General features: G+C 37.6%; 21 protein-coding genes, 1 tRNA gene and 1 pseudogene. 14 read left to right on the forward strand and 9 right to left on the reverse strand.

The genetic code is table 11. The annotated features are described in order from the left end of the window. The first annotated feature begins 164 nt into the window (after nt 1-164). On the forward strand, nt 165-923 hold the full coding sequence (locus tag MKL35_RS04705; RefSeq protein ID WP_004707555.1) for an SDR family oxidoreductase: 759 nt from the start codon (nt 165-167) through the stop codon (nt 921-923). Nucleotides 924-1,107: 184 nt separating this feature from the next. Here MKL35_RS04705 and MKL35_RS04710 read toward each other — a convergent pair. Then, nucleotides 1,108-1,183: transfer RNA gene (locus MKL35_RS04710), tRNA-Asn, on the reverse strand. A 49-nt stretch (nt 1,184-1,232) separates the two neighbouring features. Here MKL35_RS04710 and MKL35_RS04715 point away from each other — a divergent pair. Together MKL35_RS04715 and MKL35_RS04720 are read left to right on the forward strand one after the other, a co-directional pair. After that, a pseudogene (locus tag MKL35_RS04715) lies at nt 1,233-1,377 on the forward strand (hypothetical protein); the annotation flags it as partial. 41 nt (nt 1,378-1,418) lie between these two features. After that, complete coding sequence (locus MKL35_RS04720; protein ID WP_032012253.1) at nt 1,419-1,847, forward strand: hypothetical protein; 429 nt, start codon at nt 1,419-1,421, stop codon at nt 1,845-1,847. Between the two features lie 14 nt (nt 1,848-1,861). Here the strand turns inward: MKL35_RS04720 and MKL35_RS04725 are convergent, their stop codons facing one another. After that, on the reverse strand, nt 1,862-2,299 hold the full coding sequence (locus MKL35_RS04725; RefSeq protein ID WP_004707558.1) for a PaaI family thioesterase: 438 nt from the start codon (nt 2,297-2,299) through the stop codon (nt 1,862-1,864). 186 nt (nt 2,300-2,485) lie between these two features. On the opposite strand from MKL35_RS04725, the gene MKL35_RS04730 reads away from it, so the two are divergent. Further along, nucleotides 2,486-2,896 carry a GFA family protein gene (locus tag MKL35_RS04730; RefSeq protein WP_031953066.1) on the forward strand — a complete coding sequence of 137 codons (411 nt, stop codon included), beginning with the start codon at nt 2,486-2,488 and terminating at the stop codon, nt 2,894-2,896. A gap of 51 nt (nt 2,897-2,947) precedes the next feature. On the opposite strand, the gene MKL35_RS04735 is transcribed toward MKL35_RS04730, so the two are convergent. Next, nucleotides 2,948-4,183 (reverse strand): pyridoxal phosphate-dependent aminotransferase, encoded by a 1,236-nt coding sequence (locus tag MKL35_RS04735; RefSeq protein WP_032012250.1) that lies wholly within the window; start codon nt 4,181-4,183, stop codon nt 2,948-2,950. 208 nt (nt 4,184-4,391) lie between these two features. Between MKL35_RS04735 and MKL35_RS04740 the strand changes: the two genes are divergently transcribed. Then, complete coding sequence (locus MKL35_RS04740; RefSeq protein WP_000139633.1) at nt 4,392-4,571, forward strand: hypothetical protein; 180 nt, start codon at nt 4,392-4,394, stop codon at nt 4,569-4,571. Between the two features lie 30 nt (nt 4,572-4,601). Here the strand turns inward: MKL35_RS04740 and MKL35_RS04745 are convergent, their stop codons facing one another. Both MKL35_RS04745 and MKL35_RS04750 read right to left on the reverse strand, forming a co-directional pair. After that, nucleotides 4,602-6,038 (reverse strand): sensor domain-containing diguanylate cyclase, encoded by a 1,437-nt coding sequence (locus MKL35_RS04745; RefSeq protein ID WP_032012249.1) that lies wholly within the window; start codon nt 6,036-6,038, stop codon nt 4,602-4,604. A gap of 144 nt (nt 6,039-6,182) precedes the next feature. Next, entirely contained in the window at nt 6,183-6,974 is a 792-nt protein-coding gene (locus MKL35_RS04750) for an A1S_2505 family phage non-structural protein (RefSeq protein WP_002052788.1), read from the reverse strand. A gap of 179 nt (nt 6,975-7,153) precedes the next feature. On the opposite strand from MKL35_RS04750, the gene uvrB reads away from it, so the two are divergent. From uvrB to proB, 8 genes are all read left to right on the forward strand, one after another. Then, complete coding sequence (gene uvrB / locus MKL35_RS04755; protein WP_032012247.1) at nt 7,154-9,175, forward strand: excinuclease ABC subunit UvrB; 2,022 nt, start codon at nt 7,154-7,156, stop codon at nt 9,173-9,175. 94 nt (nt 9,176-9,269) lie between these two features. Then, nucleotides 9,270-9,857 carry a lipocalin family protein gene (locus tag MKL35_RS04760; protein ID WP_002052730.1) on the forward strand — a complete coding sequence of 196 codons (588 nt, stop codon included), beginning with the start codon at nt 9,270-9,272 and terminating at the stop codon, nt 9,855-9,857. Nucleotides 9,858-9,965: 108 nt separating this feature from the next. After that, nucleotides 9,966-10,913: an EamA family transporter RarD gene (gene rarD / locus MKL35_RS04765; protein ID WP_079376984.1), complete on the forward strand. Its 948-nt coding sequence runs from the start codon at nt 9,966-9,968 to the stop codon at nt 10,911-10,913. Nucleotides 10,914-11,129: 216 nt separating this feature from the next. Further along, nucleotides 11,130-12,587 (forward strand): glyceraldehyde-3-phosphate dehydrogenase, encoded by a 1,458-nt coding sequence (locus tag MKL35_RS04770; protein WP_002052743.1) that lies wholly within the window; start codon nt 11,130-11,132, stop codon nt 12,585-12,587. Nucleotides 12,588-12,736: 149 nt separating this feature from the next. Next, nucleotides 12,737-13,471, forward strand: coding sequence for a hypothetical protein (locus MKL35_RS04775; RefSeq protein WP_032012245.1), 735 nt, complete (start codon nt 12,737-12,739; stop codon nt 13,469-13,471). A gap of 11 nt (nt 13,472-13,482) precedes the next feature. After that, nucleotides 13,483-14,157, forward strand: a complete 675-nt coding sequence (locus MKL35_RS04780) for a hypothetical protein (protein WP_002052875.1) — start codon at nt 13,483-13,485, stop codon at nt 14,155-14,157. A gap of 167 nt (nt 14,158-14,324) precedes the next feature. Then, the gene (gene cgtA / locus MKL35_RS04785) at nt 14,325-15,545 is read left to right on the forward strand and encodes an Obg family GTPase CgtA (protein WP_002052725.1); all 1,221 of its coding nucleotides are present in this window, start codon (nt 14,325-14,327) and stop codon (nt 15,543-15,545) included. Nucleotides 15,546-15,560: 15 nt separating this feature from the next. Next, nucleotides 15,561-16,694, forward strand: coding sequence for a glutamate 5-kinase (proB, locus tag MKL35_RS04790; RefSeq protein ID WP_002052602.1), 1,134 nt, complete (start codon nt 15,561-15,563; stop codon nt 16,692-16,694). A 27-nt stretch (nt 16,695-16,721) separates the two neighbouring features. On the opposite strand, the gene MKL35_RS04795 is transcribed toward proB, so the two are convergent. After that, complete coding sequence (locus MKL35_RS04795; RefSeq protein ID WP_004885875.1) at nt 16,722-17,378, reverse strand: HAD-IB family hydrolase; 657 nt, start codon at nt 17,376-17,378, stop codon at nt 16,722-16,724. Continuing rightward, nucleotides 17,345-18,553: a DUF1615 domain-containing protein gene (locus tag MKL35_RS04800; protein ID WP_002052526.1), complete on the reverse strand. Its 1,209-nt coding sequence runs from the start codon at nt 18,551-18,553 to the stop codon at nt 17,345-17,347. The genes MKL35_RS04795 and MKL35_RS04800 overlap by 34 nt, the downstream gene beginning before the upstream one ends. Before the next feature lie 82 nt (nt 18,554-18,635). On the opposite strand from MKL35_RS04800, the gene dusB reads away from it, so the two are divergent. Next, on the forward strand, nt 18,636-19,661 hold the full coding sequence (gene dusB / locus MKL35_RS04805) for a tRNA dihydrouridine synthase DusB (protein WP_032012243.1): 1,026 nt from the start codon (nt 18,636-18,638) through the stop codon (nt 19,659-19,661). A gap of 43 nt (nt 19,662-19,704) precedes the next feature. Here the strand turns inward: dusB and MKL35_RS04810 are convergent, their stop codons facing one another. Continuing rightward, the gene (locus MKL35_RS04810) at nt 19,705-20,751 is read right to left on the reverse strand and encodes an NAD(P)H-dependent flavin oxidoreductase (protein ID WP_032012242.1); all 1,047 of its coding nucleotides are present in this window, start codon (nt 20,749-20,751) and stop codon (nt 19,705-19,707) included. Nucleotides 20,752-20,862: 111 nt separating this feature from the next. Beyond that, nucleotides 20,863-21,564, reverse strand: a complete 702-nt coding sequence (locus tag MKL35_RS04815) for a VIT1/CCC1 transporter family protein (protein WP_002052483.1) — start codon at nt 21,562-21,564, stop codon at nt 20,863-20,865. Nucleotides 21,565-21,653: the final 89 nt, after the last annotated feature.

Here is a 21,653-nt window from a genome sequence, read left to right on the forward strand (position 1 = left end):
ATAATTATTTAATAAATATATTTTTTATAGATTTTAATTTCTCATAAAATTTTTAAAAAAACTTTTATTTTTTTAGGCTAATAATAAATATTATGTAAATATAAAGGCTGATATGTTCATCATGAGTTCAACTGAAATAGTTGATTATTTCTAAGGATATAAGAATGTTAGCATTAGTTACAGGTGCATCGGCAGGTTTTGGTTATAGCATTTCAAAAAAATTGATTGAGTTGGGCTATAAAGTTATTGGTTGCGGAAGACGGGCAGAAAAACTAGAAGAATTAAAACAAGAACTTGGTGAGAAATTCTACCCATTAGTATTTGATATGACAGATACAGTAGAAAATATAAATAAGTTATTTAAAGAATTACCAAATGAATTTCAAATCGATCAAATTGACTTACTGGTCAATAATGCAGGCTTGGCATTGGGTCTAGAGCCAGCAGATAAAGCTGAATTAGATGATTGGTACACGATGATTGATACCAATGTTAAGGGGCTTGTTACTGTTACCCGACTAATTTTACCAAGTATGGTGCAGAAGAAATCGGGTCTAATTATTAATATGGGGTCAATTGCAGGTACATATCCATATCCTGGTGGTAATGTTTACGGTGCAACAAAAGCTTTTGTGGAGCAGTTTAGTTTAAATCTTCGTGCAGATTTGGCTGGTACTGGTGTACGAGTAACAAATATTGAGCCGGGACTATGTGGTGGTACTGAATTTTCTCTTGTGCGTTTTAAGGGGGATCAGGAGAAAGCTAGTAGTTTATATGATAAAAAGAATCCAATCTTGCCTGAAGATATTGCAAATACGGTCGCATGGATTGCATCACAACCACCGCATATTAATATTAACCGTATAGAGATGATGCCAACGACTCAGTCTTTTAACCCTTTAAAAGTTGTAGAAGTGGAATAATGTAATTTTAAAAAAGATCTAAGCGTAGAAGGTCACCTAAGTTTAGAACTGATGATTCGATCTGGTAAATATTCGAATTATGAAAAGCAAATCCTCTACAGGCAGTAGGGGATTTTTTTTATAGGTATACTTTAATAGAAGGCAATAAAAAAGCCCGCTTTAATGCTGCGGGCTTTTTAATATTTGGCTCTCCCACCTGGGCTCGAACCAGGGACCTGCGGATTAACAGTCCGTCGCTCTACCGACTGAGCTATGGGAGAATCTGCATGCGATTATAAGGAGATTTTGACAAGGGTCAAGTGAAAATCGTCATGTTTCCTTCATTTTTGTGTTGTATGCTTTTTATTTGATCAAGTTGAGTGGCGAGGATATAAATTACTTGCACTTTAAAAACTCAATTGCTAGATTCAAAAAAGAACAAGCGTTTGGAGTAATCCAAACAGTGTGGATTTAAACCAACTTGCCAGCACTAAAATGGCTAAATCGGAGATAAGTATGAAAACACTTACTGTTTCTTCTATTTTTTCTAATTTTGATTTTTATCAACGCAATTATCTCAATATTTTAAATCAACCAGAATCTTATTACACACTTGTAGAAGATGCATGGATCAATGCTTTTCCATTTAAAAAGCAGGATTTGTACTTAGGTGACTTATTACAACTCTGGTTTAGTTCAAAATGGGATGCGCATACTTCACTGAAAGTTTTAAAGTCTTGCAATATATTAGATCAATCTAAACCCCTTTATATTTTCCAGCTCGAAGGGGAGTTATTGTGGGGTAAAAATAAAGTTTTAGCTTGGTCTACTCAGTTTCATAAAGTGATAGAGCTTCAACTTAAGAATATTTGGGCACCTTATGTGGTTGCACAAACTTGTGACCGTCCAGATCTTCCTGACTTAATAAAAAAGGCAGCCGTTTAAAGCTGCCTTAGTTTTTATGGTCGAATAATCATACAAGTCGCTGTTGCATAAGCATAAAGTTTACCTTCTTCATCAATAATTTTGCCTTCGGAAATACCCAAATTTTTACTTATATTAATAATCTTACCTGTAGCAATTAAAGTCTGATTTTGAGGAATAGGGCGACACATTTTTACATTCAAATCGATAGTTCCATAACCTACACCGGCGGGTAACATCGTATGCACAGCACAGCCAGTCACTGAATCTAGAACAGTTGCAGCGAAACCACCATGTACGCCACCTAAAGGGTTTAAATGGCTATGATCTGCTTGTGCTTTAAAAGTTACTGATCCTTCAGAAATTTCAGTGGGTTGCATAGGTATAGTTTTGCTAATACTCGCAGGCGGAATGTGGCCTTCAACCATGGCTTGTAAAAATTCGAGGCCTGTCATTTCCATAGGATTTTTCATTTTTGAGTCCTTCAATCAATAAAGTTCTAAAATGGAACTTGTTGATAAGTTAGGCGTTAAACAAACTATTGTCAAGTTGCTAAATACCAGAAAAATAGTTGAGTTAACTGTTCATAAACTTGTAAAGTTGAATTAGGCAGAATATTTTATAAATCTAAAAATATAAATTTCGTATGGAAAATAATAATGAACGGTCAGTGTTTATGTGGTGAAACAACTTTTGAAGTTGAATTAAAAAATCATGATGTTCATGTTTGTCATTGTTCGATGTGTCGAAGACAAACCAGTGGTGTCATTATGACAGTTGATGTAGTTAAAGGTAGTTTAAAGTTTGTTCAGCAAAAGCATCTTAGTGTATTTAACTCTTCTGAATGGGGTGAAAGGGGCTTTTGTAATGCTTGTGGAACAATAATTTTTTGGAGAACTAAAGATCATAGTTATTGCAATATCAATGCATTTTCCTTAAATGAGCCAGTAGAAGGTTTACACCTTGATATGGAAATTTTTATTGATTCAAAACCCGATTTTTATAATTTTCAGAATGATACCAAGAAACTAACTGGGGCCGAGGTGGTTGCGCTATTTAACCCAGAATAATTTTAATTATAAAAAAGGCCTCAATTTTGAGGCCTTTTTTAGTTTTACAAATTATTTTGCAGCTTTTTCAGCTTCGATAGATGCAATCGCAGCGTCAACACCTTCGATTGATTCAGCAGCTTTTTTGATACGTGCTAAAGCATCAACGAGTACTTCATCAGCTGTTGCATATGAAATACGCATGAAACCACCTAAACCAAATGCATCACCAGGAACAACTGCTACGCCAGTTTCTTCAAGTAACCATTCAGAGAATTCTGTGCAAGACTTTAAGCCTTTTGCACGAATAAGAGGGCGAATATTTGCATATGCATAGAATGCGCCATCAGCCGGTAAACAAGAGATGCCTTTGATGTCGTTTAAGCCGTTTACCACTAAGTCGTGACGACGTTTAAACGCTTCGATCATTGGTTTTAATACATCTTGTGGACCATTTAATGCAGCTTCAGCGGCAACTTGCGAAATTGAAGTTGGGTTTGAAGTTGATTGAGACTGGATTTTTTTCATTGCACCAATGATTTTTGCTGGACCGGCTGCATAGCCAATACGCCAACCTGTCATTGCATATGCTTTAGATACACCATTTAAAACAATTGTGCGGTCATATAAATCTGGAGCAACAGTTGCAATGTTATAGAACTCATCTTTCCAACGGATTGGCTCATACATGTCATCAGAAGCAACAAATACTTGTGGATGACGACGTAAAACCTCAGCTAAAGCTTCTAATTCAGCTTTGCTATAAATCATACCTGTTGGGTTAGATGGGCTGTTTAATACTACTAAGCGAGTGTTAGGAGTAATTGCTGCTTCTAGTTGTTCAGGTGTAATTTTAAAACGTTGGTCTTCACCACATTTCACAATAACTGGCGTACCTTCAGCAATAATAACCATATCTGGATAGCTTACCCAGAATGGCGCAGGGATGATCACTTCATCACCTTTGTTTAATAATGCAAGTGCCAAGTTAAAGAAGCTTTGTTTACCACCACATGAAACCAAAATCTGGTTTGGTTGATAATCAAGATTATTATCACGCTTCAATTTAGCAATAATTGCTTTTTTTAACCCAGGAGTACCATCTACAGCCGTATATTTTGTGAAACCATTATTAATCGCTTCAATTGCAGCATTTTTGATGTGTTGAGGGGTATCAAAATCTGGCTCGCCAGCACCTAAACCAATCACATTCTTGCCAGCAGCTTTAAGCTCAGCTGCTTTATTAGTTACAGCAAGTGTAGGGGACGGTTTGATGGCATTGACACGATCAGAAAGACGTACGTCCACGGCAATATTCCTCTTATGGGATTAAAAAATAAAAAGCATACTATCTTATCGCAAAAATTAAGTAATTTGCGGATGTGGGTATTTTTAGATGTAAAAAAGTTTAATTTAGAAACGTTCTTGTTGCGGTTTTATTCAATTGAAGCTTTTTTCGAAAGAAATGAGAAAAATCCTTTATAATAAATCGCAATCGAAATATCGAGACTGAATTATGACTGAGCAACAGCCAAAACAGAAAAAGGCTTTGGTGAAATTGCCATTCCCAATGCCGAATGAAAGCAATCAAACTGGCGATGCTGTACACAATCAAGTGCGTCCGAAGCCAGAGCAATATGCAGATAGAACTTGGATGCCTCCTCGTGGTACCCGTCGTTCTATGGGTAAGCGTTAATTTAAAAAAACAGGCAATATGCCTGTTTTTTTATTGTTGTAATACTTCTTGATAATAAATTTTTTTCTTTTGATACATGTGATGATCTGCACGTTTTAGCATATCTTCAACTTGTTCATTTTCTTTTGTCGTTGCGTGTCCAATTGCAATACTAATAGGATGGCTTGAGTAATATTGATTATCGATATTAAAAAGCTCCTGAATAGTTTGAAGCATAATCAATACATTTGCCTCATCTGCACCAGGCATCAAAATTACGAACTCGTCTCCACCAATTCGGGAGGCAGTATAAGCAGTATTCGTAATAGCTTGGTTTAAAATATTCCCCACACGACGTAATAAACCGTCACCAATATCGTGGCCAAGTTGATCATTCGTTTCTTTTAAACCATTCATGTCTAAAAAAATTGAAGAAACAGGACGAATAATGCTGCGGTTTAAACGATTAAGCTCTTCTGTAAAGAAAGCACGGTTATAAAGTTTAGTCAGTACATCATGCTGACCTAAATATTCTAAATAATTTTCAGCTTTCTTTCGTGCAGTAATATCTGTAAGAGCAACCTGTACCAATCCCCAAGTATCTTCATAACCGGGGAATACGGTAAATTGCAGTAAAACATTTCTGATTTGGCCATCTAATGCATAGTTAACGGCTTCACGCTTATGGTGAATATTTCCTTGCCAGAGTTCAATTAGTTGTTCTCTAAAAGTTTCCATCATCTCTTCAGCAAAAATTTTATGCGTATTTTTTAAGAGAGCGGTTTTGTCGGGTGCTTTAAATAAATCAAGAGTCGACTGGTTAACATCTAAAATTAAAATATCTTCGATACATTGACGCACAAACTCAGGATGTACATCTAGAAAAGTTCTAAAGTCTTCAATACCTAATAGCCTAAGCTGATCAATTCTATTTTTAATACGGCTAAAGTCTTCAACCCAAAGAGAAGTGGGGGAGTAGATAAACATTGATTCTGCTAGACGTCGATTTTTCTCTTCCTGACGAAGTGCATTTTGATAAGGCGTAATGTCTTCGGTGGTAATTAAAATACGGTCAAATGTAGTTTCAGAACCCGGTAAAATTGCTCCCCGTAGTTGTACATCAATACGTTTACCAGAGAGCGTGTAATTTATAGTGGTACTTGAGAAATGAGTTTTGCCATTCCATAACGCTTCGAGTTCATGAACATGAGCTTCAAACATCTCTTTTTTAAAAATAAGATTTAAATTGGCGCATAATTCTTCTTGGTTTTTTGCTTCAAAGAGTTCTAATACTTTTTGGTTGACCTTAATAATTTTAATTTTATGGGCGCATTCGACAATCAAATTTTCATTTTGACTTAGAAATTCATAAAGGTTTTCGACCCCTTGATTTCTCCATAGATCAAATAGCTGTTTAACTTCACTGAAGTCCTCAATCCACATTGGAATTGGGGTTAGGTCAAAAATTGAAGAATCTAAAGTTTCCATTTGTTTCTTTAAGTATTCAGTTTGTCTTAAAGTATAATGAGAAAAGTTAGGATTTGGGGAAAATAATCAATTTAAATCTTTAGAATAATTAAAATAATGATAAAGCAGAATTTATCTGCTTTACTCATAAAATATCAAAATAAATTAACGGTTAATCGGGTGGTCGATATTTTTCTCGCCGCGCCATAATTTAATGAAGTCTTGTTCATCAAAATCATAAAGTTCCATCAGTGCCACAATGACACTGACAAAAATCATTGCGCCTTCTGAGTTACCATGAATATTGAAAATCTTGCCATTGAGCTTTCCTAAAATATCACTCAATTCGTGCTCTCGGCCTCTGCCATAGCGGTCACGAGGGTACAACTCTTCATTTAAAACAATCAGCGCTATTGCTTTTTCTGCATCTGATAAATCAGTTTTATCTAAAGCATCTTCAAAAGATTCACTGCCATGATTAAAGTAAAAAATAACCTCATCGTTAATAAAACTTTGAACCATTTTTTGAGTGAGTGTCGGAAACTGTGAAACAGCATTATCTTCAACATAAGGTTTAAAGGATTCAGGAAAAATCACGTTGTGATATATACCTTTGAAAAGCGGGGCAATTTCAGAAACTTTATAACCCGCGATCCCACATCCTAAAGCAGTGACAAAGTATTTCATTTTAGGATGATTTTTTGCATAAATTTTAAAGTCTTCAACATAATGCTCGATTTGGGAGAGAGGCATTTGTTGGATGTGTTCATTTAAGGTTGGAATTGCAAAGCTTTGTCCAGCCCAGCCACGTCCCACACCTTCTACAGCCCCAAAATGCTGACTGGCAACACGTGCGGCTCCACTACCATGTTGCCCAGCCATATTACTACCGAAGACAAACACTGTATCTTCAGGGAGTTCAGTTACAATACTTTCATCATGATATTGATAGGTCATGGTTATGCTTTTTATCTAATGGATAAGTTCATGTTGCAACCGTTTAAAGCATTGGTCAAGTGTCAAGATGCTTAATATTTTCGCTGTATATTAATCTGGCTACAGACTTTAAATTAGGGAAAAAATCCCCATTAAATTGCTAGACGATAAATTCAAATTTTTTATAAAGAGAGAGAACTGTGAACGAAAATCAACCTTTCGATTTGGTCACTCATTACCAGCCAGCGGGTGATCAGCCACAGGCAATTGAAAAGCTGGTAAATGGCGTCGAAAAAGGTTTTCGTAATCAGTTACTTTTGGGCGTGACTGGTTCCGGTAAGACCTATACCATGGCAAACGTGATTGCCCAAACACAGCGACCAACCATTGTGATGGCGCACAATAAGACATTAGCAGCCCAGCTTTATGGTGAATTTAAAGCCTTCTTCCCAAATAATGCAGTTGAATACTTCGTAAGTTATTACGACTACTATCAACCCGAGGCTTATGTTCCGTCTTCAGATACATTTATTGAAAAAGATGCAGCAATTAATGACCATATTGACCAGATGCGTTTATCTGCAACACGTGCCTTGTTAGAGCGTCGTGATGCAATTATTGTAGCTTCTGTTTCTGCTATTTATGGTTTGGGTGACCCAAATGCCTATATGCAAATGTTATTGCATGTGGTTCAGGGTGACCGAGTGAGTCGAGACGAAATTATTCGCCGTTTGGTTGAAATGCAATATACCCGTAATGAGCTTGAATTTTTACGTGGTACTTATCGAATTCGTGGCGAAATTATTGATATCTTCCCGGCAGAATCTGACCAACACGCAATTCGTATTGAACTTTTTGATGATGAAGTAGATTCAATTCGTTGGTTTGATCCACTCACCGGTAAAATGGTGCGCAAAGTACCACGTGTTACGATTTATCCGAAAAGTCATTATGTAACGCCAAAAGACAACTTAACGCGTGCTATTGATACCATTAAGGATGAACTTCAAGACCAGCTTAAGTTCTTCCGTGAACATGACAAGTTGCTTGAGGCTCAGCGTATCGAACAGCGTACTCGTTATGATTTGGAAATGATGCAGCAGTTAGGTTATACCAATGGTATTGAAAACTACTCTCGTCATTTATCAGGCCGTCCAGCAGGTGAAGCACCACCGACATTATTTGATTATGTACCGGACGATGCTTTACTTATTATTGATGAGTCACATGTAACGGTTCCTCAAATTGGCGCAATGTATAAAGGTGACCGTTCACGTAAAGAAAACTTGGTGAATTATGGTTTCCGTTTACCAAGTGCGCTTGATAACCGCCCAATGAAATTTGAAGAGTGGGAACGTATTGTTCCGACCACTATTTTTGTGAGTGCAACGCCAGCCAAATACGAGTTGGAGAAGTCAGAACAAGTGGTTGAGCAGGTCGTTCGTCCTACAGGTTTGATTGATCCTGAAATTGAAGTTCGCCCAGTACTTACTCAAGTCGATGATGTTCTTTCTGAAATTAATATTCGTAAGAACTTAAATGAACGTGTATTGGTGACGACTTTAACAAAACGTATGGCGGAAGATTTAACATCTTATTTAAAAGAATATGGTGTTAAGGTCGCTTATTTGCACTCGGATATTGATACAGTTGAACGTGTCAAAATTATTCATGAGTTACGTACAGGCGTATTTGATGTTTTGGTCGGTATTAACTTACTTCGTGAAGGCTTAGATATGCCAGAGGTTTCTTTAGTTGCTATTTTAGATGCAGATAAAGAGGGCTTCTTACGTTCAGAACGTTCACTTATTCAGACCATTGGTCGTGCTGCGCGAAATGTGAAAGGTAAGGCAATTTTATATGCAGATAGAATTACCGACTCTATGCAAAATGCAATTGATGAGACAGAACGCCGTAGAGCTAAACAAATCGAGTTTAACGAGCTGCATGGTATTACACCACGTAGTGCAGTCCGTCAGGCCGTGAAAGAAATTGATACGGGTGAAGTGCTTTCAGATGATCAAATTGATGAGAAAATATTGGAGCAGGCACAAGCACTAAGTGCTGATGACCGTCATATTCTTTCTGACCCTAAATTGTTCAGTAAGCATATTACTAAGCTTGAGAAAGAAATGTTAAAGGCGTCTAAAGATCTACAATTTGAGCAAGCGGCTCGTATTCGTGATGAAATCGTTCGTTTAAAAGCGCAAATGTTGCAATAAATGGATACATAACACTACATGATTTGTTTAATAAACAAGCTACTGTAGATGTTTAAGTTATTTTTGTATTCACAACTAATAGTTGAGGGCAACAATGGCATTTCGAAATAATGTTCCGCAAGCCAGTTGGCGCTTGGCAAAAATTGCATTGGGCGGGATTGTTCTAACTGGCTTAGCCGTTGGAACATATGCCTATGCCCAGCAGAAGCCTTTACCAACTGTCGATAAAGTTGAATTAGACCGTTATTTAGGTGTGTGGTATGAAGTCGCACGTAAACCGGCTTTTTTCCAAAAAAAATGTGCTTACAACGTATCTGCAACTTACACTTTAAATGAAAATGGAAATATCGTTGTAGATAATCGCTGCTACGATAATCAGAAGCAATTACAGCAATCTATTGGCGAAGCTTTTGTAGTTAATCCACCCTATAACACAAAATTAAAAGTAAGTTTTTTACCTGAAGCTGTGAGATGGATTCCGGTTATTCGTGGAGATTACTGGATTTTAAAGCTGGATGAAGACTATCAAACTGTTTTAGTAGGGGAGCCTTCACGTAAGTATCTTTGGGTATTATCTAGAACACCACATCCCAAAAAAGAATTGATTGATGAATATCTAAATTATGCCAAAACATTAGGATTTGATATTCGTGATGTTATTCATACTGAGCACAAAGAATAAATAAATTCTGCTTAATAAAAAACCATGTTTTCGCATGGTTTTTTCTTTTTTATAGTGGATAAATCAAGTATTGTATCGCTTTATTTTTCTTAAAGTGTAAAGAGGTTAATGATGTTAAAAGGCGTGATTTTCTCTGTCATGGCATCATTAACTTTCGGTGTTCTTTATTTCTATACTCAACTACTTGGTCAACTTGATAGCGAACAAACATTTGGGTGGCGTATTATTGCTACTTTGCCATTTTTAACTCTATTTATGTGGTGGAGTGGTGACTTAAGTCATATTAAAAATATCTATCAACGTATTTTGGCAAAACCTTCTTTACTTTTGTTACTCATAACAACCTCAATTTTAACATCGGTACAGCTATGGCTCTTTTTATGGGGACCCATGCATGGACGTGGTTTACAAGTATCTTTGGGATATTTCCTTCTACCGCTTGTGCTGGTTTTGGCTGGTAGTGTGCTATATGGGGAAAAAATATCAAAATTTCAGTGGGTCGCTATTATTCTGGCAATAGTTGGTGTCGGCCATGAGATTTTTCGTTTAGGAAGTATTGCTTGGGAAACTGCTTTGGTGGCCATTGGTTACTCAGCTTATTTCTTGTTACGCAAGAAAATTAAAACAGATAATTTAGGTGGTTTTTGGTGGGACCTTTTGATCATCATGCCTGTGGCGATTTATCTAACACATACAGGATTATTGCCATATAGTAAATTTTTCGATCAACCAACTCTTGCCTTAGTAATTGCAGGATTAGGAGTACTTAGTGCTATAGGCTTGGGATGTTACATATTAGCAAGTCGTTTTTTACCTTTAGTTGTATTTGGCTTACTTGGATATCTTGAACCAGTGTTACTTGCTTTAGCATCCTTAGTGCTAGGGGAAAGCATTGGTCAAGAAGAATGGTTTACTTATATTCCAATTTGGTGTGCTGTATTTGTACTTGTGCTAGAAGGTGCATTCCATCTTTATCAGCAACAGAAAAAAGCCAAAAATTTGCAATTAAATCTCGAAAAATATCAAAAAAGATTAAAAAATGATGCTCATGATTAGAGCAACAGAATCTAAAAAGTAAGAAAAAGCAAAAATTTAGCTGCTTTAAACAATAAGATAATAAAAAATAATTATAGGTATTTTATGAATTTATGATGAATTTTGGGAAAATCTAGTCACTAACGTCAGCTTTTGATTCATTCTTGCTAATAATTCCATTACAATTACGGGGTTTTAAAAATCACGCCTAGATATAATTAATTAGAGGACGTATCTGTGAGCAAAGACACTATCATCGCCCTGCACGCTGAACACCAAGGCCGTTGGAAAAACCGTGAAGAAATCGCGGAACGTATGATTGCATTAATCGGTCAATTATACCGTGAAAAAAATATTGTCGTATCTGTTTACGGTCGCTCTTTAATTAACCGTTCTGTTATTCAAATTTTGAAAACTCACCGTCGTACACGTGTTGTAGATGTTGAGCTTTCTGTAGTAAATACTTTCCCAATTTTAGAAGCTTTAGCAAAAGTTGAAAACATTGGTTCTGCAGAAGTTGATATCGGTAAACTTGCAGTTGAATATAAAGAAAAAGGCGGTGATGTTGACGCTTTTGTTGCTCAAGCAGTTGAGTCAATTAAAGGTAGCGCAACTTCTGAACAACCTAAAGATGTAGTTCTTTACGGTTTTGGTCGTATTGGTCGTATCTTAGCTCGTTTAATCATTAGCCAATCAGGTTTAGGTCGTGGTTTAAGCCTTAAAGCGATTGTTGTTCGTAAGTCTTCTGACGGTGACTTGGCAAAACGTGCTTCTTTACTTCGTCGTGACTCTATTCACGGTACTTTCGCTGGTACAATTTCTGTTGATGAAGAAAACGAAGCAATCATTGCTAACGGTAACTTCATCAAAGTGATCTATGCATCTAGCCCAAGTGAAGTAGACTATACTCAATACGGTATTGAAAACGCGCTTTTAATCGACAACACTGGTAAATGGCGTGATGCTGAAGGCTTAAGCCAACATTTGAAATGCCCAGGTGTTGCACGTGTTGTATTAACTGCACCAAGTAAAGGCGAAATGAAAAACGTTGTATTTGGTGTAAACAACTCTGACATCTTAGATGAAGACAAAATCATCTCTGCTGCAAGTTGTACAACAAATGCGATCACTCCAATTCTTAAAGTATTGGATGACAAATATAAAGTTCTTAATGGTCACGTTGAGACAGTTCACTCATTTACAAATGACCAGAACTTAATTGATAACTATCACAAAGCTGATCGTCGTGGTCGTGCTGCTACATTGAACATGGTTATTACTGAAACTGGTGCTGCTAAAGCTGTTGCTAAAGCATTACCTGCATTAAAAGGTAAGTTAACTGGTAACTCTGTACGTGTTCCTACACCAAACGTATCTCTTGCAATCTTAAACTTAACACTTGATAAAGAAGTTGATCGCGAAGAAGTGAACGAATACATTCGTCAAATTTCGATTAACTCTAAACTTCAAGGTCAAATCGGTTATACCAACTCTACAGAAGTTGTATCGAGTGACTTTATCGGTTCTCGTACTGCTGGTGTATATGATGCTCAAGCAACAATTACTTCAGGTAACCGTTTAACTGCATATGTTTGGTACGATAACGAAGTAGGTTATAGCTGCCAAGTATTACGTATTGCTGAACAAATGTGTGGTGTAAGCTATACAAAAATCCCTGCAGAAACTAATGCTTAATTTGATTTAACGTTAGATAAAAGTATGTGACAAAAAGACCCAGTTTAGACTGGGTTTTTTTACAACCGTACAAAATATATGCTGATTATTTTTTGGAAATCAATGAGAATAGGATTTAAGGAACAAAAAGAAATAGTAAGGGATTGGAATTGCAGCAGTTTAAAAGATTATTGATAGTCTTCTTTTTCATCATCATCGCGAATATATGTGGTGTGCTCATCGCCATTTGGGTTTTCAAGCATTTTAATATTTATATTCCGCTGAAAAACCAAGCTGTAGCGATTGATTTACAAGAACCATTACAGGTACAGGTCAAAGTAAAAGATGCTTTAAATGTCGATGTAAAAGGCCGAGTAAATGCGAATATTCCTATTAATGAAAAGTTAACGATACCTTTAACACAGACGTTAACTCCTCGTGTCTATTTCGATAATATGGTGCCAATCAGCACAGTTATTCCTGTAAAAGAAACGTTAAAAGTTGATCAAAGCCTACCGATAGACACCAAAGTTCAAGTCAGAGTATTGGGTAAAGACATTACTTTGCCATTAAAAGGGAATATTCCCTTAAAGCTTGATGTACCTATTGATATTCAAGTACCGCTCGATCAAAAAGTTCATTTGAAGTTTGATGCTCCAGTTAAAACGGTTTTAAAAGAAGATCTTCATATTCCACTAAATGCCCAATTAAAAACAAATATTCCAATTCAGGGTAGTTTGAATGTACCTGTAAAAACTGCTTTAAATGCTTCAGTAGATGTCAAAAATACTTTGCCAGTTAAAATTGAGCATGGCGAATTAAAAATACCTCTATCAAGCATGAGCCTTAATCGTGTTAAAGATGATAACGCTACATCTTTACCTGTACAGAACCAGAATAAGTAGGAAGGTGACTTATGCTGGGTTCAATAAAAAGTATGCTCATCAGTTTCTTTCTGATTATGGTACTCACGGCAATTTTATTTTGGCTCTATTTAAATATACAAGCTTCGGTGGTGGTTTCTGCGCACGAATCAGATATTCGATTACCAGAATCATTAGAAACTAAAATACATGTTGGTAATAATTTACAGGTCCAGTCCATAGGTAAACTAGATACATCAATTGATATTAATCGTCAGATTTCGGTGCCTTTAAAGGGGAGATATTTGGCTGATTTAGCGTTTGAAGTTGAGACTCCAATTACAGTAAGTGTTGATTATGCAACAACGCTGAAAGTTGATCAGGTGATGCCTTTGGAAACAACAACCGATTTAATATACCAAAATAAGTTGTTACCTAGGTTTCCACTAAAACTAAATATACCCATCAATCTGGATATTCCATTTCAGTTAAAACGTAGCTATACCATTCCTGTTAAGATTGCTTTTAATGGTCCAGTTTATTTCGAGTTCGATGAATCGGTAAATTTACCAATTAAACACCAATTTAATCCAAGCTTAAAAATTAATGATGCAATGGAAATGGGCAATATCTCAAGCTTTAATGCCATTATGTATAACTCTGTGCAACACACTAAAGCTAATTTAGATATGAAGATGGATTTACCTCTGCGTAATGTACATCCTTAAGGAATAAATACATAAAGAGAGGTTATGTTCTGCTATAAGTAGTTTTTATCAATATAAAAAGTAATGAAATAAGAACTAGGAAAGTAGAATTCTCTCGATTTTCTATTCGAGAATTTTATGAAAATATGGCAGAATAGGCGGTTTTAGAGTTTTTAGAGGATTGGCAAATGCGCTTTGTTGATGAAGCAGTCATTACCGTAGAGGCTGGCGACGGTGGCAATGGCGTAGCCAGTTTTCGCCGTGAAAAATTTGTACCATTTGGTGGCCCAGATGGTGGTGATGGCGGACGTGGTGGAAGTATCTATATTCAAGCCGATGATGATACAAGTACCTTAGTCGATTACCGTTACACCCGTAAATTCCGCGCTGAACGTGGTAAAAACGGTGCAGGTGCTAACTGTACCGGACGCGGTGGTGAAGATGTGGTTTTAAAAGTACCTGTTGGTACAACAATTGTTGATACAGATTCTGGCGATATTATTGGCGACTTGGTTGAAGACGGCCAAAGAATTCTGGTTGCAGGTGGTGGTGAAGGTGGTTTGGGAAATACACACTTTAAATCATCAACTAACCGTGCTCCACGTAAATGTACTACGGGTACTAAAGGTGAATTTCGTGAAATTCGTCTTGAGTTGAAAGTATTGGCAGATGTTGGCTTATTAGGTATGCCAAATGCTGGTAAATCTACTTTCATTCGTGCTGTAAGTGCTGCAAAGCCAAAAGTGGCAGACTATCCATTTACAACCATGGTTCCAAACTTGGGTGTTGTAGATGCTGACCGTCATCGTTCATTTGTAATGGCCGATATTCCGGGCCTTATTGAAGGTGCGGCAGAAGGTGCAGGTCTAGGAATTCGTTTCCTTAAACATTTGGCGCGTACTCGTATTCTTTTACATATTATTGATGTACAACCAATTGATGGTTCAGATCCAGCTCATAATGCAAAAGCAATTATGAATGAGTTGGTTAAGTTCTCACCTACTTTGGCGAAACTACCAGTTGTTTTAGTGCTCAATAAACTGGATCAAATTGCTGAGGAAAGCCGTGAAGAGTGGTGTCAGCACATTCTAGATGAATTAGAGTGGACTGGACCTGTCTTTAAAACATCGGGCTTATTAAGTGAAGGTACAAAGGAAGTTGTGTATTACCTGATGGATCAGATTGAACAGCAACGTGAACGCGAAGTTGAAGATCCTGAGTACGCAGCAGAAGTAAGAGCTTTCCGTGAACAACTAGAAGTTGAAACACGTGAACAAACCATTGCGGCAAAAGAAGCATATCGTGCAATGCGTCGAGCACAACGTCTTGAAAGCATGATGGACGATGATGATGATTTTGACGATGATGAAGACGACAATGATGTAGAAAGCATCTACGTTCGTGACTAAAAAACCGAGGAAAACATGATAGAAGTGGTCGATGGGCAACGTAAGCTCAGTGAGTGTAAACGAATCGTTGTTAAAATCGGATCATCTTTACTCACAGCAAATGGGCAGGGGCTAGATCTGGATGCTATTTCGCATTGGGCGAAACAGATTGCAGATTTACACAATGCTGGGCACGAAATTATTTTAGTGTCTTCAGGAGCTGTAGCAGAAGGTATGGTTCGTATGAAGCTTGCGAGTCGACCCACCGATCTACCCAGTTTACAAGCATGTGCCGCAATTGGGCAGATGGGCCTAATTCATACATGGTCTAGCGTGCTTGAAAATCATAGTATTCGAACAGCTCAAGTGTTATTAACACATGACGATTTGGCAGATCGCCGTCGTTATTTGAACTCATGCGATGCGTTGCAGAACTTGATTGACTGGCGTGTTATTCCGGTTATTAATGAAAACGATACAGTCTCTACTGACGAGATTCGTTTTGGTGATAACGATACCTTAGCGGCAATGGTTGCTGGTCAAGTACATGCTGATTTACTGATCATTTTAACAGATCAGCAAGGCATGTTTGACTCAGACCCACGTCACAACCCTGATGCAAAGCTGTTATCAACTGTTCGTGCCATGGATGATGTTTTATTTGAAATGGCTGGCGGTGGTGGTGTACTTGGGCGAGGAGGCATGGTCACTAAAGTCCGTGCTGCCCGTTTAGCGGCTAAGTCGGGCTGTCCAACACTGATCGCTAGTGGTGAAAGTGATAATGTATTGTCACGAGTCATGGCTGGTGAAATGCTTGGTACATTGTTCACGACTGATAAAGACCGTATGACAGCACATCAACAGTGGCTTGCTGCACATTTACAAACAGCAGGTCGTCTGGTCATAGATGATGGCGCGGTTGATGCGATTAAATCTAAACATCGCAGTTTATTACCTGTTGGGGTAAAAACTGTTGAAGGACATTTTGATCGTGGTGATGTGGTTGAATGCGTTGATAAGCAAGGCAAACGTATTGCGGTTGGACGAGTAAACTTTAGTTCTCGTTCAGCTGAAATTATTAAGGGCCTCTCTTCAGACAAGGTTTATCAAGTACTTGGAGAAGCTCGTTCGCTTGAAATGATCCATCGCGATCATATGGCGATTTATTAAGTAGTGATCTACAAAAAAAAGCTCGCTTTATGCGAGCTTTTTTTGTGGTGTTAACGATGGCAAGATTCTATCTTCGCCGACCATAAAAGGGTGGGTGGCAAGGCTCAGCATATCTAAATCTTCTGAGCTATTTCCATAAGCATAAACTTGATAATAATCCTGCAAAGAATATTGTTCATGTATTCTTAACTTCTTTTGTTCACTACTACAATCTGGCGTTGAGTAATAACCCGTCATCATGCCATTTTTTACTTGAGTTTCAGTACAAATTAATTCGATATCGAGTAATTTGCAAAGTGGAGCAAGATAGATATCGATTGAAGCCGAAACTAGTACTACCTGATCACCAAGTAACTGATGTTGTTGTAATTGTGCAAAAATTTCAGGTGAAAGAGTTGAGACGAGTTCTTGTGCATATTCTTCGCCTAATCTTTGCAGCTCAATTGCTGGGGTATTGCGAAACATGCTTCGAAAAAGTTTGGCACGCATCGCATGGGCGGGATAAAAATTAAGATAATAGGCTTGAATCCATGGCAGGATTTTCAAGCCTTGCTTAACTATGTGGCGCTTAGATAACGCATAAAAGATGAACCCTGTAAAACTGTCTTTACTACACAAGGTCCCATCAAAATCAAACAGGGCGAGATTTTTTATTGTCTTATTCGTTTCGCTCGTTGCATACATGATTCATATCGTCCGTTTACGCGGGTTGCATACCAGTTAGTATTATAGTCACGACTTAATTTAGGCCCAGAAATTACCACTTGAGGCATAATAGCATAGATAGGTTCTTTGCCTGTTTTTGCCTTATAGAGTTTAGTTAAGGCAATATAAGTTTGTGTATTCTCAAACTTTTTCTCTTTTTCTAATTTAAGATCATCGCGAAGTTGTCTTGGTGTAATTAAGACATTATTTGCAGTAAATAGTTTCATTAACTCTTTTTCTGACTGACTCTGAACTGCGAGTGGACTACCAGCTTTATCGTAAAGTAGTAAATCACCATCTAAGGTGAGCTCATTATCAGTAAGGGCATCGAGCATGCTTTGAAAAGCAGCATTACGGCTAGAATACATACCTGAGTTATAATCGGCAAAACGATAAATGGCCTTATCATAGTCTGCTGGGTATACCATCAAGCGATGAATGCCATAATATAGACCGCCATATTGCGTATAAAGATCATTTCTAAGGTCTGCAATATTCATGCTAGAACGTTTATGCGCTTTAGCATAATTAATATGAACTTGCATTGAACCCAATGTGGTGATTGGATTCATTTTTTCACCAATATCTTGCCCAACCAGTTTAGCTGCACCAGTTAACGCACTGACATGATAATGTTGAGTCATAAAATCAAAAATTTGACGATAAAGTAAGTCGAGATCTTTTTCAGTTTTGACTTTACGCATCTGACTCATATAGTTGTTGTCAGGAGAGGGTTGGGTTTTCAATACTTCTTCAAAATAACCTGCGACAGTACCCCCCACTTTCTGGCCAAGTTTGTCTTCAAACTTTTCATTTAAACGGGTACTGACTTCGTCAACTGCTTTTTTGCCTAGGCCTGGTACTACAGGGTTAGCAACAAAGTTAGATTCCTGATCTACAATCGCGACAATACTACAAACATTTTGTTTGGTTTTAGGAATTTTTAAGTCCTGCATAATATCGTCAATATCTTTAGCCCATGACTCCCGATCATGCACACGTGCTGGAATTAACTTTTTAATTTGCTGACTTTCTAAATCGGGCTCATCATTTTTTGACCACCAGGCTTTATCTCCACAAGCAGCTAAACTCATGCATACAGTGACTACACCGAATGATTTTAATAAAAAACGGGAAGACAACGGTTTGTTCATGGCGAGGAAAGCACCTGCAAAAAAGATGAGCTGATCAAGCGGATGAAGTATACTATGTTGATCATCAATTGTATGAATATATATGTATATTGGTCCCTATCAACTGTCAAATAATTTAATTGTTGCTCCTATGGCCGGTGTAACTGACCGTCCATTTAGAACACTGTGCAAGTATTTTGGTGCGGGTCATGCGGTCAGTGAAATGATGACTGCTGATAAAACTTTGCGGATGACTAAAAAAAGTCTTTATCGTGCTAATTTTGATGGAGAGTTAGCTCCTATCTCTGCGCAAATCGCGGGTTCTGACCCAGAACAGTTAGCTGAGGCTGCTCGTTATCAAGTTGCAAATGGGGCACAAATTGTTGATATCAATATGGGATGTCCTGCAAAAAAAGTATGCAATAAATTAGCAGGTTCAGCATTATTACAAGATGAAGACTTGGTTGCTCGAATACTGGATGCAGTTGTTGCAGCAGTTGACGTTCCTGTGACTTTAAAAACTCGTTTAGGATTTTTAAATGGCCAAGAAAATATTTTAAGGGTGGCAAAACGTGCAGAAGAGGCGGGGATTGCTGCGTTAGCATTGCATGGCCGCACACGTGAAGATATGTATTTAAATACAGCGCGTTATGAATTAATCAAACATGTTAAAGAATTAATCAATATTCCAGTAATTGCCAACGGTGATATTGATAGTCCTGAAAAAGCAAAATATGTACTGGACTATACTGGCGCCGATGCAATCATGATTGGGCGGGCTGCACAAGGTCGCCCATGGATTTTCCGTGAAATTGCCCATTATTTAAAAACTGGTGAGCATTTGGCTGCTCCAAATATTGCAGAAGTCAAAGATGTACTTTTAGGGCATCTGTCTGAGTTATATCAATTTTATGGTGAATATTCTGGATGTCGTATTGCTCGTAAGCATATTGCTTGGTACACCAAAGGATTACGCTCAAGTAACGAGTTCCGACAAAATATGTATAAAGTTGAAACCACTGCTGAACAGGCATTAGTTGTCGAGAGTTATTTTAATCAATTGCTTGCAGAAGGTAATTTGATGAGCGATGTTCAGGTTGAACAGGTTAATTTATTAGCTACTCACTAAAATAAAGCAACCAGTACACAGGCTGGTTGCTTAAAATCTTCATCTATTCATTATCTAGCATTTCAACAACGAGTTGATTAACCAGATCTGATGCTCCTAATTCGCGTATCTGTGCAACATTACTTCCTGCCCAAAATGCACCAAAACCATAGTCATGGTGTTTACTCGCAAGAGCATTAAGTTGCTTCGCCAAATCGTAAGCGTATGGATACTCTGGTTGGGCAGGTCGAGTAGGTGAATCAATTTGGTTGTGCCAATGGTTGAATAAACCGCGAGCGGGGCGCCCAGAAAGGCTAGCGCTAATTTGTGTTACGGGTTCATTAAATAATGCTTTGCGATATTCAGCAGAAGCATTTGAGGTCTGGCATTGAACAAACGCTGTACCTAACTGGACTGCGGTTGCTCCCAAGCTCAACATATGTTTGGCTTGTAAGCCAGTCATGATCCCGCCTGCGGCGACAACCGGGAGTTTGCAATGCTGCACAATCAATTGTACTAAATCACTGGTTTTAATCGCAGCATCAAAAGTTTGATTGAAAATTCCGCGATGACCACCTGCTTCAATACCTTGAGCAACAATAATATCGATACCTGCTGCTTCAATCGCTTGCGCTTCAATTAAATTGGTAGCCGAAACCATAGTCAAAATACCAGCCTCTTTTAAAGCTTTAATTTGATGCGGATGGGGAATACCAAAATGAAAGCTCACCGCTTTGGGCTTAGTTTCTAAAACAACATTTAAAAAGTCATCATTGTCTAAAAAACTTGGATAGATACAGTGCAAATCTTGAGGTGGCTTAGCACCGAATTTTTCAAAATGAGGACGTAGATATTCAATCCACTGTTTTGCTTTTTCTAGATTAAGTTCTGTAGACTGATGACAGAAAAAATTAACCTGAAATGAGTTTTCGGTGAGTGCTTGAGTTTTTAAAATTTGTTCACGTGCACTTTGTGGAGTATTTGCTCCCAAGCCTAATGATCCAAGGCCTCCTTGATTTGAAACCTCGGCCGCTAGTTCTGGTGTAGAAACCCCTGCCATGGGAGCCAGAAAAATTGGATGTTTAATTGCAAGTTGTTGTAATAGGCTCATTTTATTCACCTCACTTCTTTCACTTCACCATAACGTGAAAATAGAATGAAGAGCAAATAATATTGGCTATTTAATTTTTAAATATTCTAGAGGAGTATTTAAAAAACTTTTTTATAAAGGGGTGACATTAAATAAAGAACCGATCCAGCTTGAAAAAGCCATTGCTAAAATACCCCATAACGTAATACGCAAACTCCCTTTAATTTTAGATGTACCTGCAAAATAACTGGAAAGTGCACCTAAAATCGCTAACGAAAGAATACCAGTAGCCAAAACCACAGGCATAATCAAATGATTAGGGCTTAGTAATATAGCGAGCATAGGGAAAAAAGCACCAAAAGAAAATGATGCGGCAGATGATAAGGCAGCTTGTACAGGATTAGCTGCGGTATTTTCATGAATGCCGATTTCATCACGAGCATGTGCACCCAATGCATCATGAGTTGTTAACTGTAAAGCAACCTCTTGAGCCAATTCTTTAGATAGTCCTCTAGAAATATAAATTTGAGTTAGCTCATCTAACTCTTTTTGAGGGTGCTTTGAGAGTTCTTTTGCTTCAATCGCTAAATCTGCTTTTTCAATATCTTCTTGAGATTTTACGGAAATATATTCTCCAGCAGCCATTGAGGTAGCACCAGAAATAAGGCCAGCAATACATGTAATTAATAGAGTGTGTGAGTTGGCTCCACTTGCTGCCATGCCCATAATTAAGCTAGTGACAGAAATAATTCCATCATTAGCCCCTAAGACTGAAGCTCTTAACCAGCCTGAACGGTGAATTGCATGGTGTTCTGTATGATGTGGAAAAGCCATGTGTTTTTCCTTATAAAAGTTTTATAAATACTATGAAAATTTACAAATTATTGATCAAAAAATATGTCATTATTATAGGAGATTTAGGG

The sequence above is a fragment of the Acinetobacter sp. AOR41_HL genome (assembly GCF_027854645.1).
GTDB lineage: Bacteria > Pseudomonadota > Gammaproteobacteria > Pseudomonadales > Moraxellaceae > Acinetobacter > Acinetobacter nosocomialis.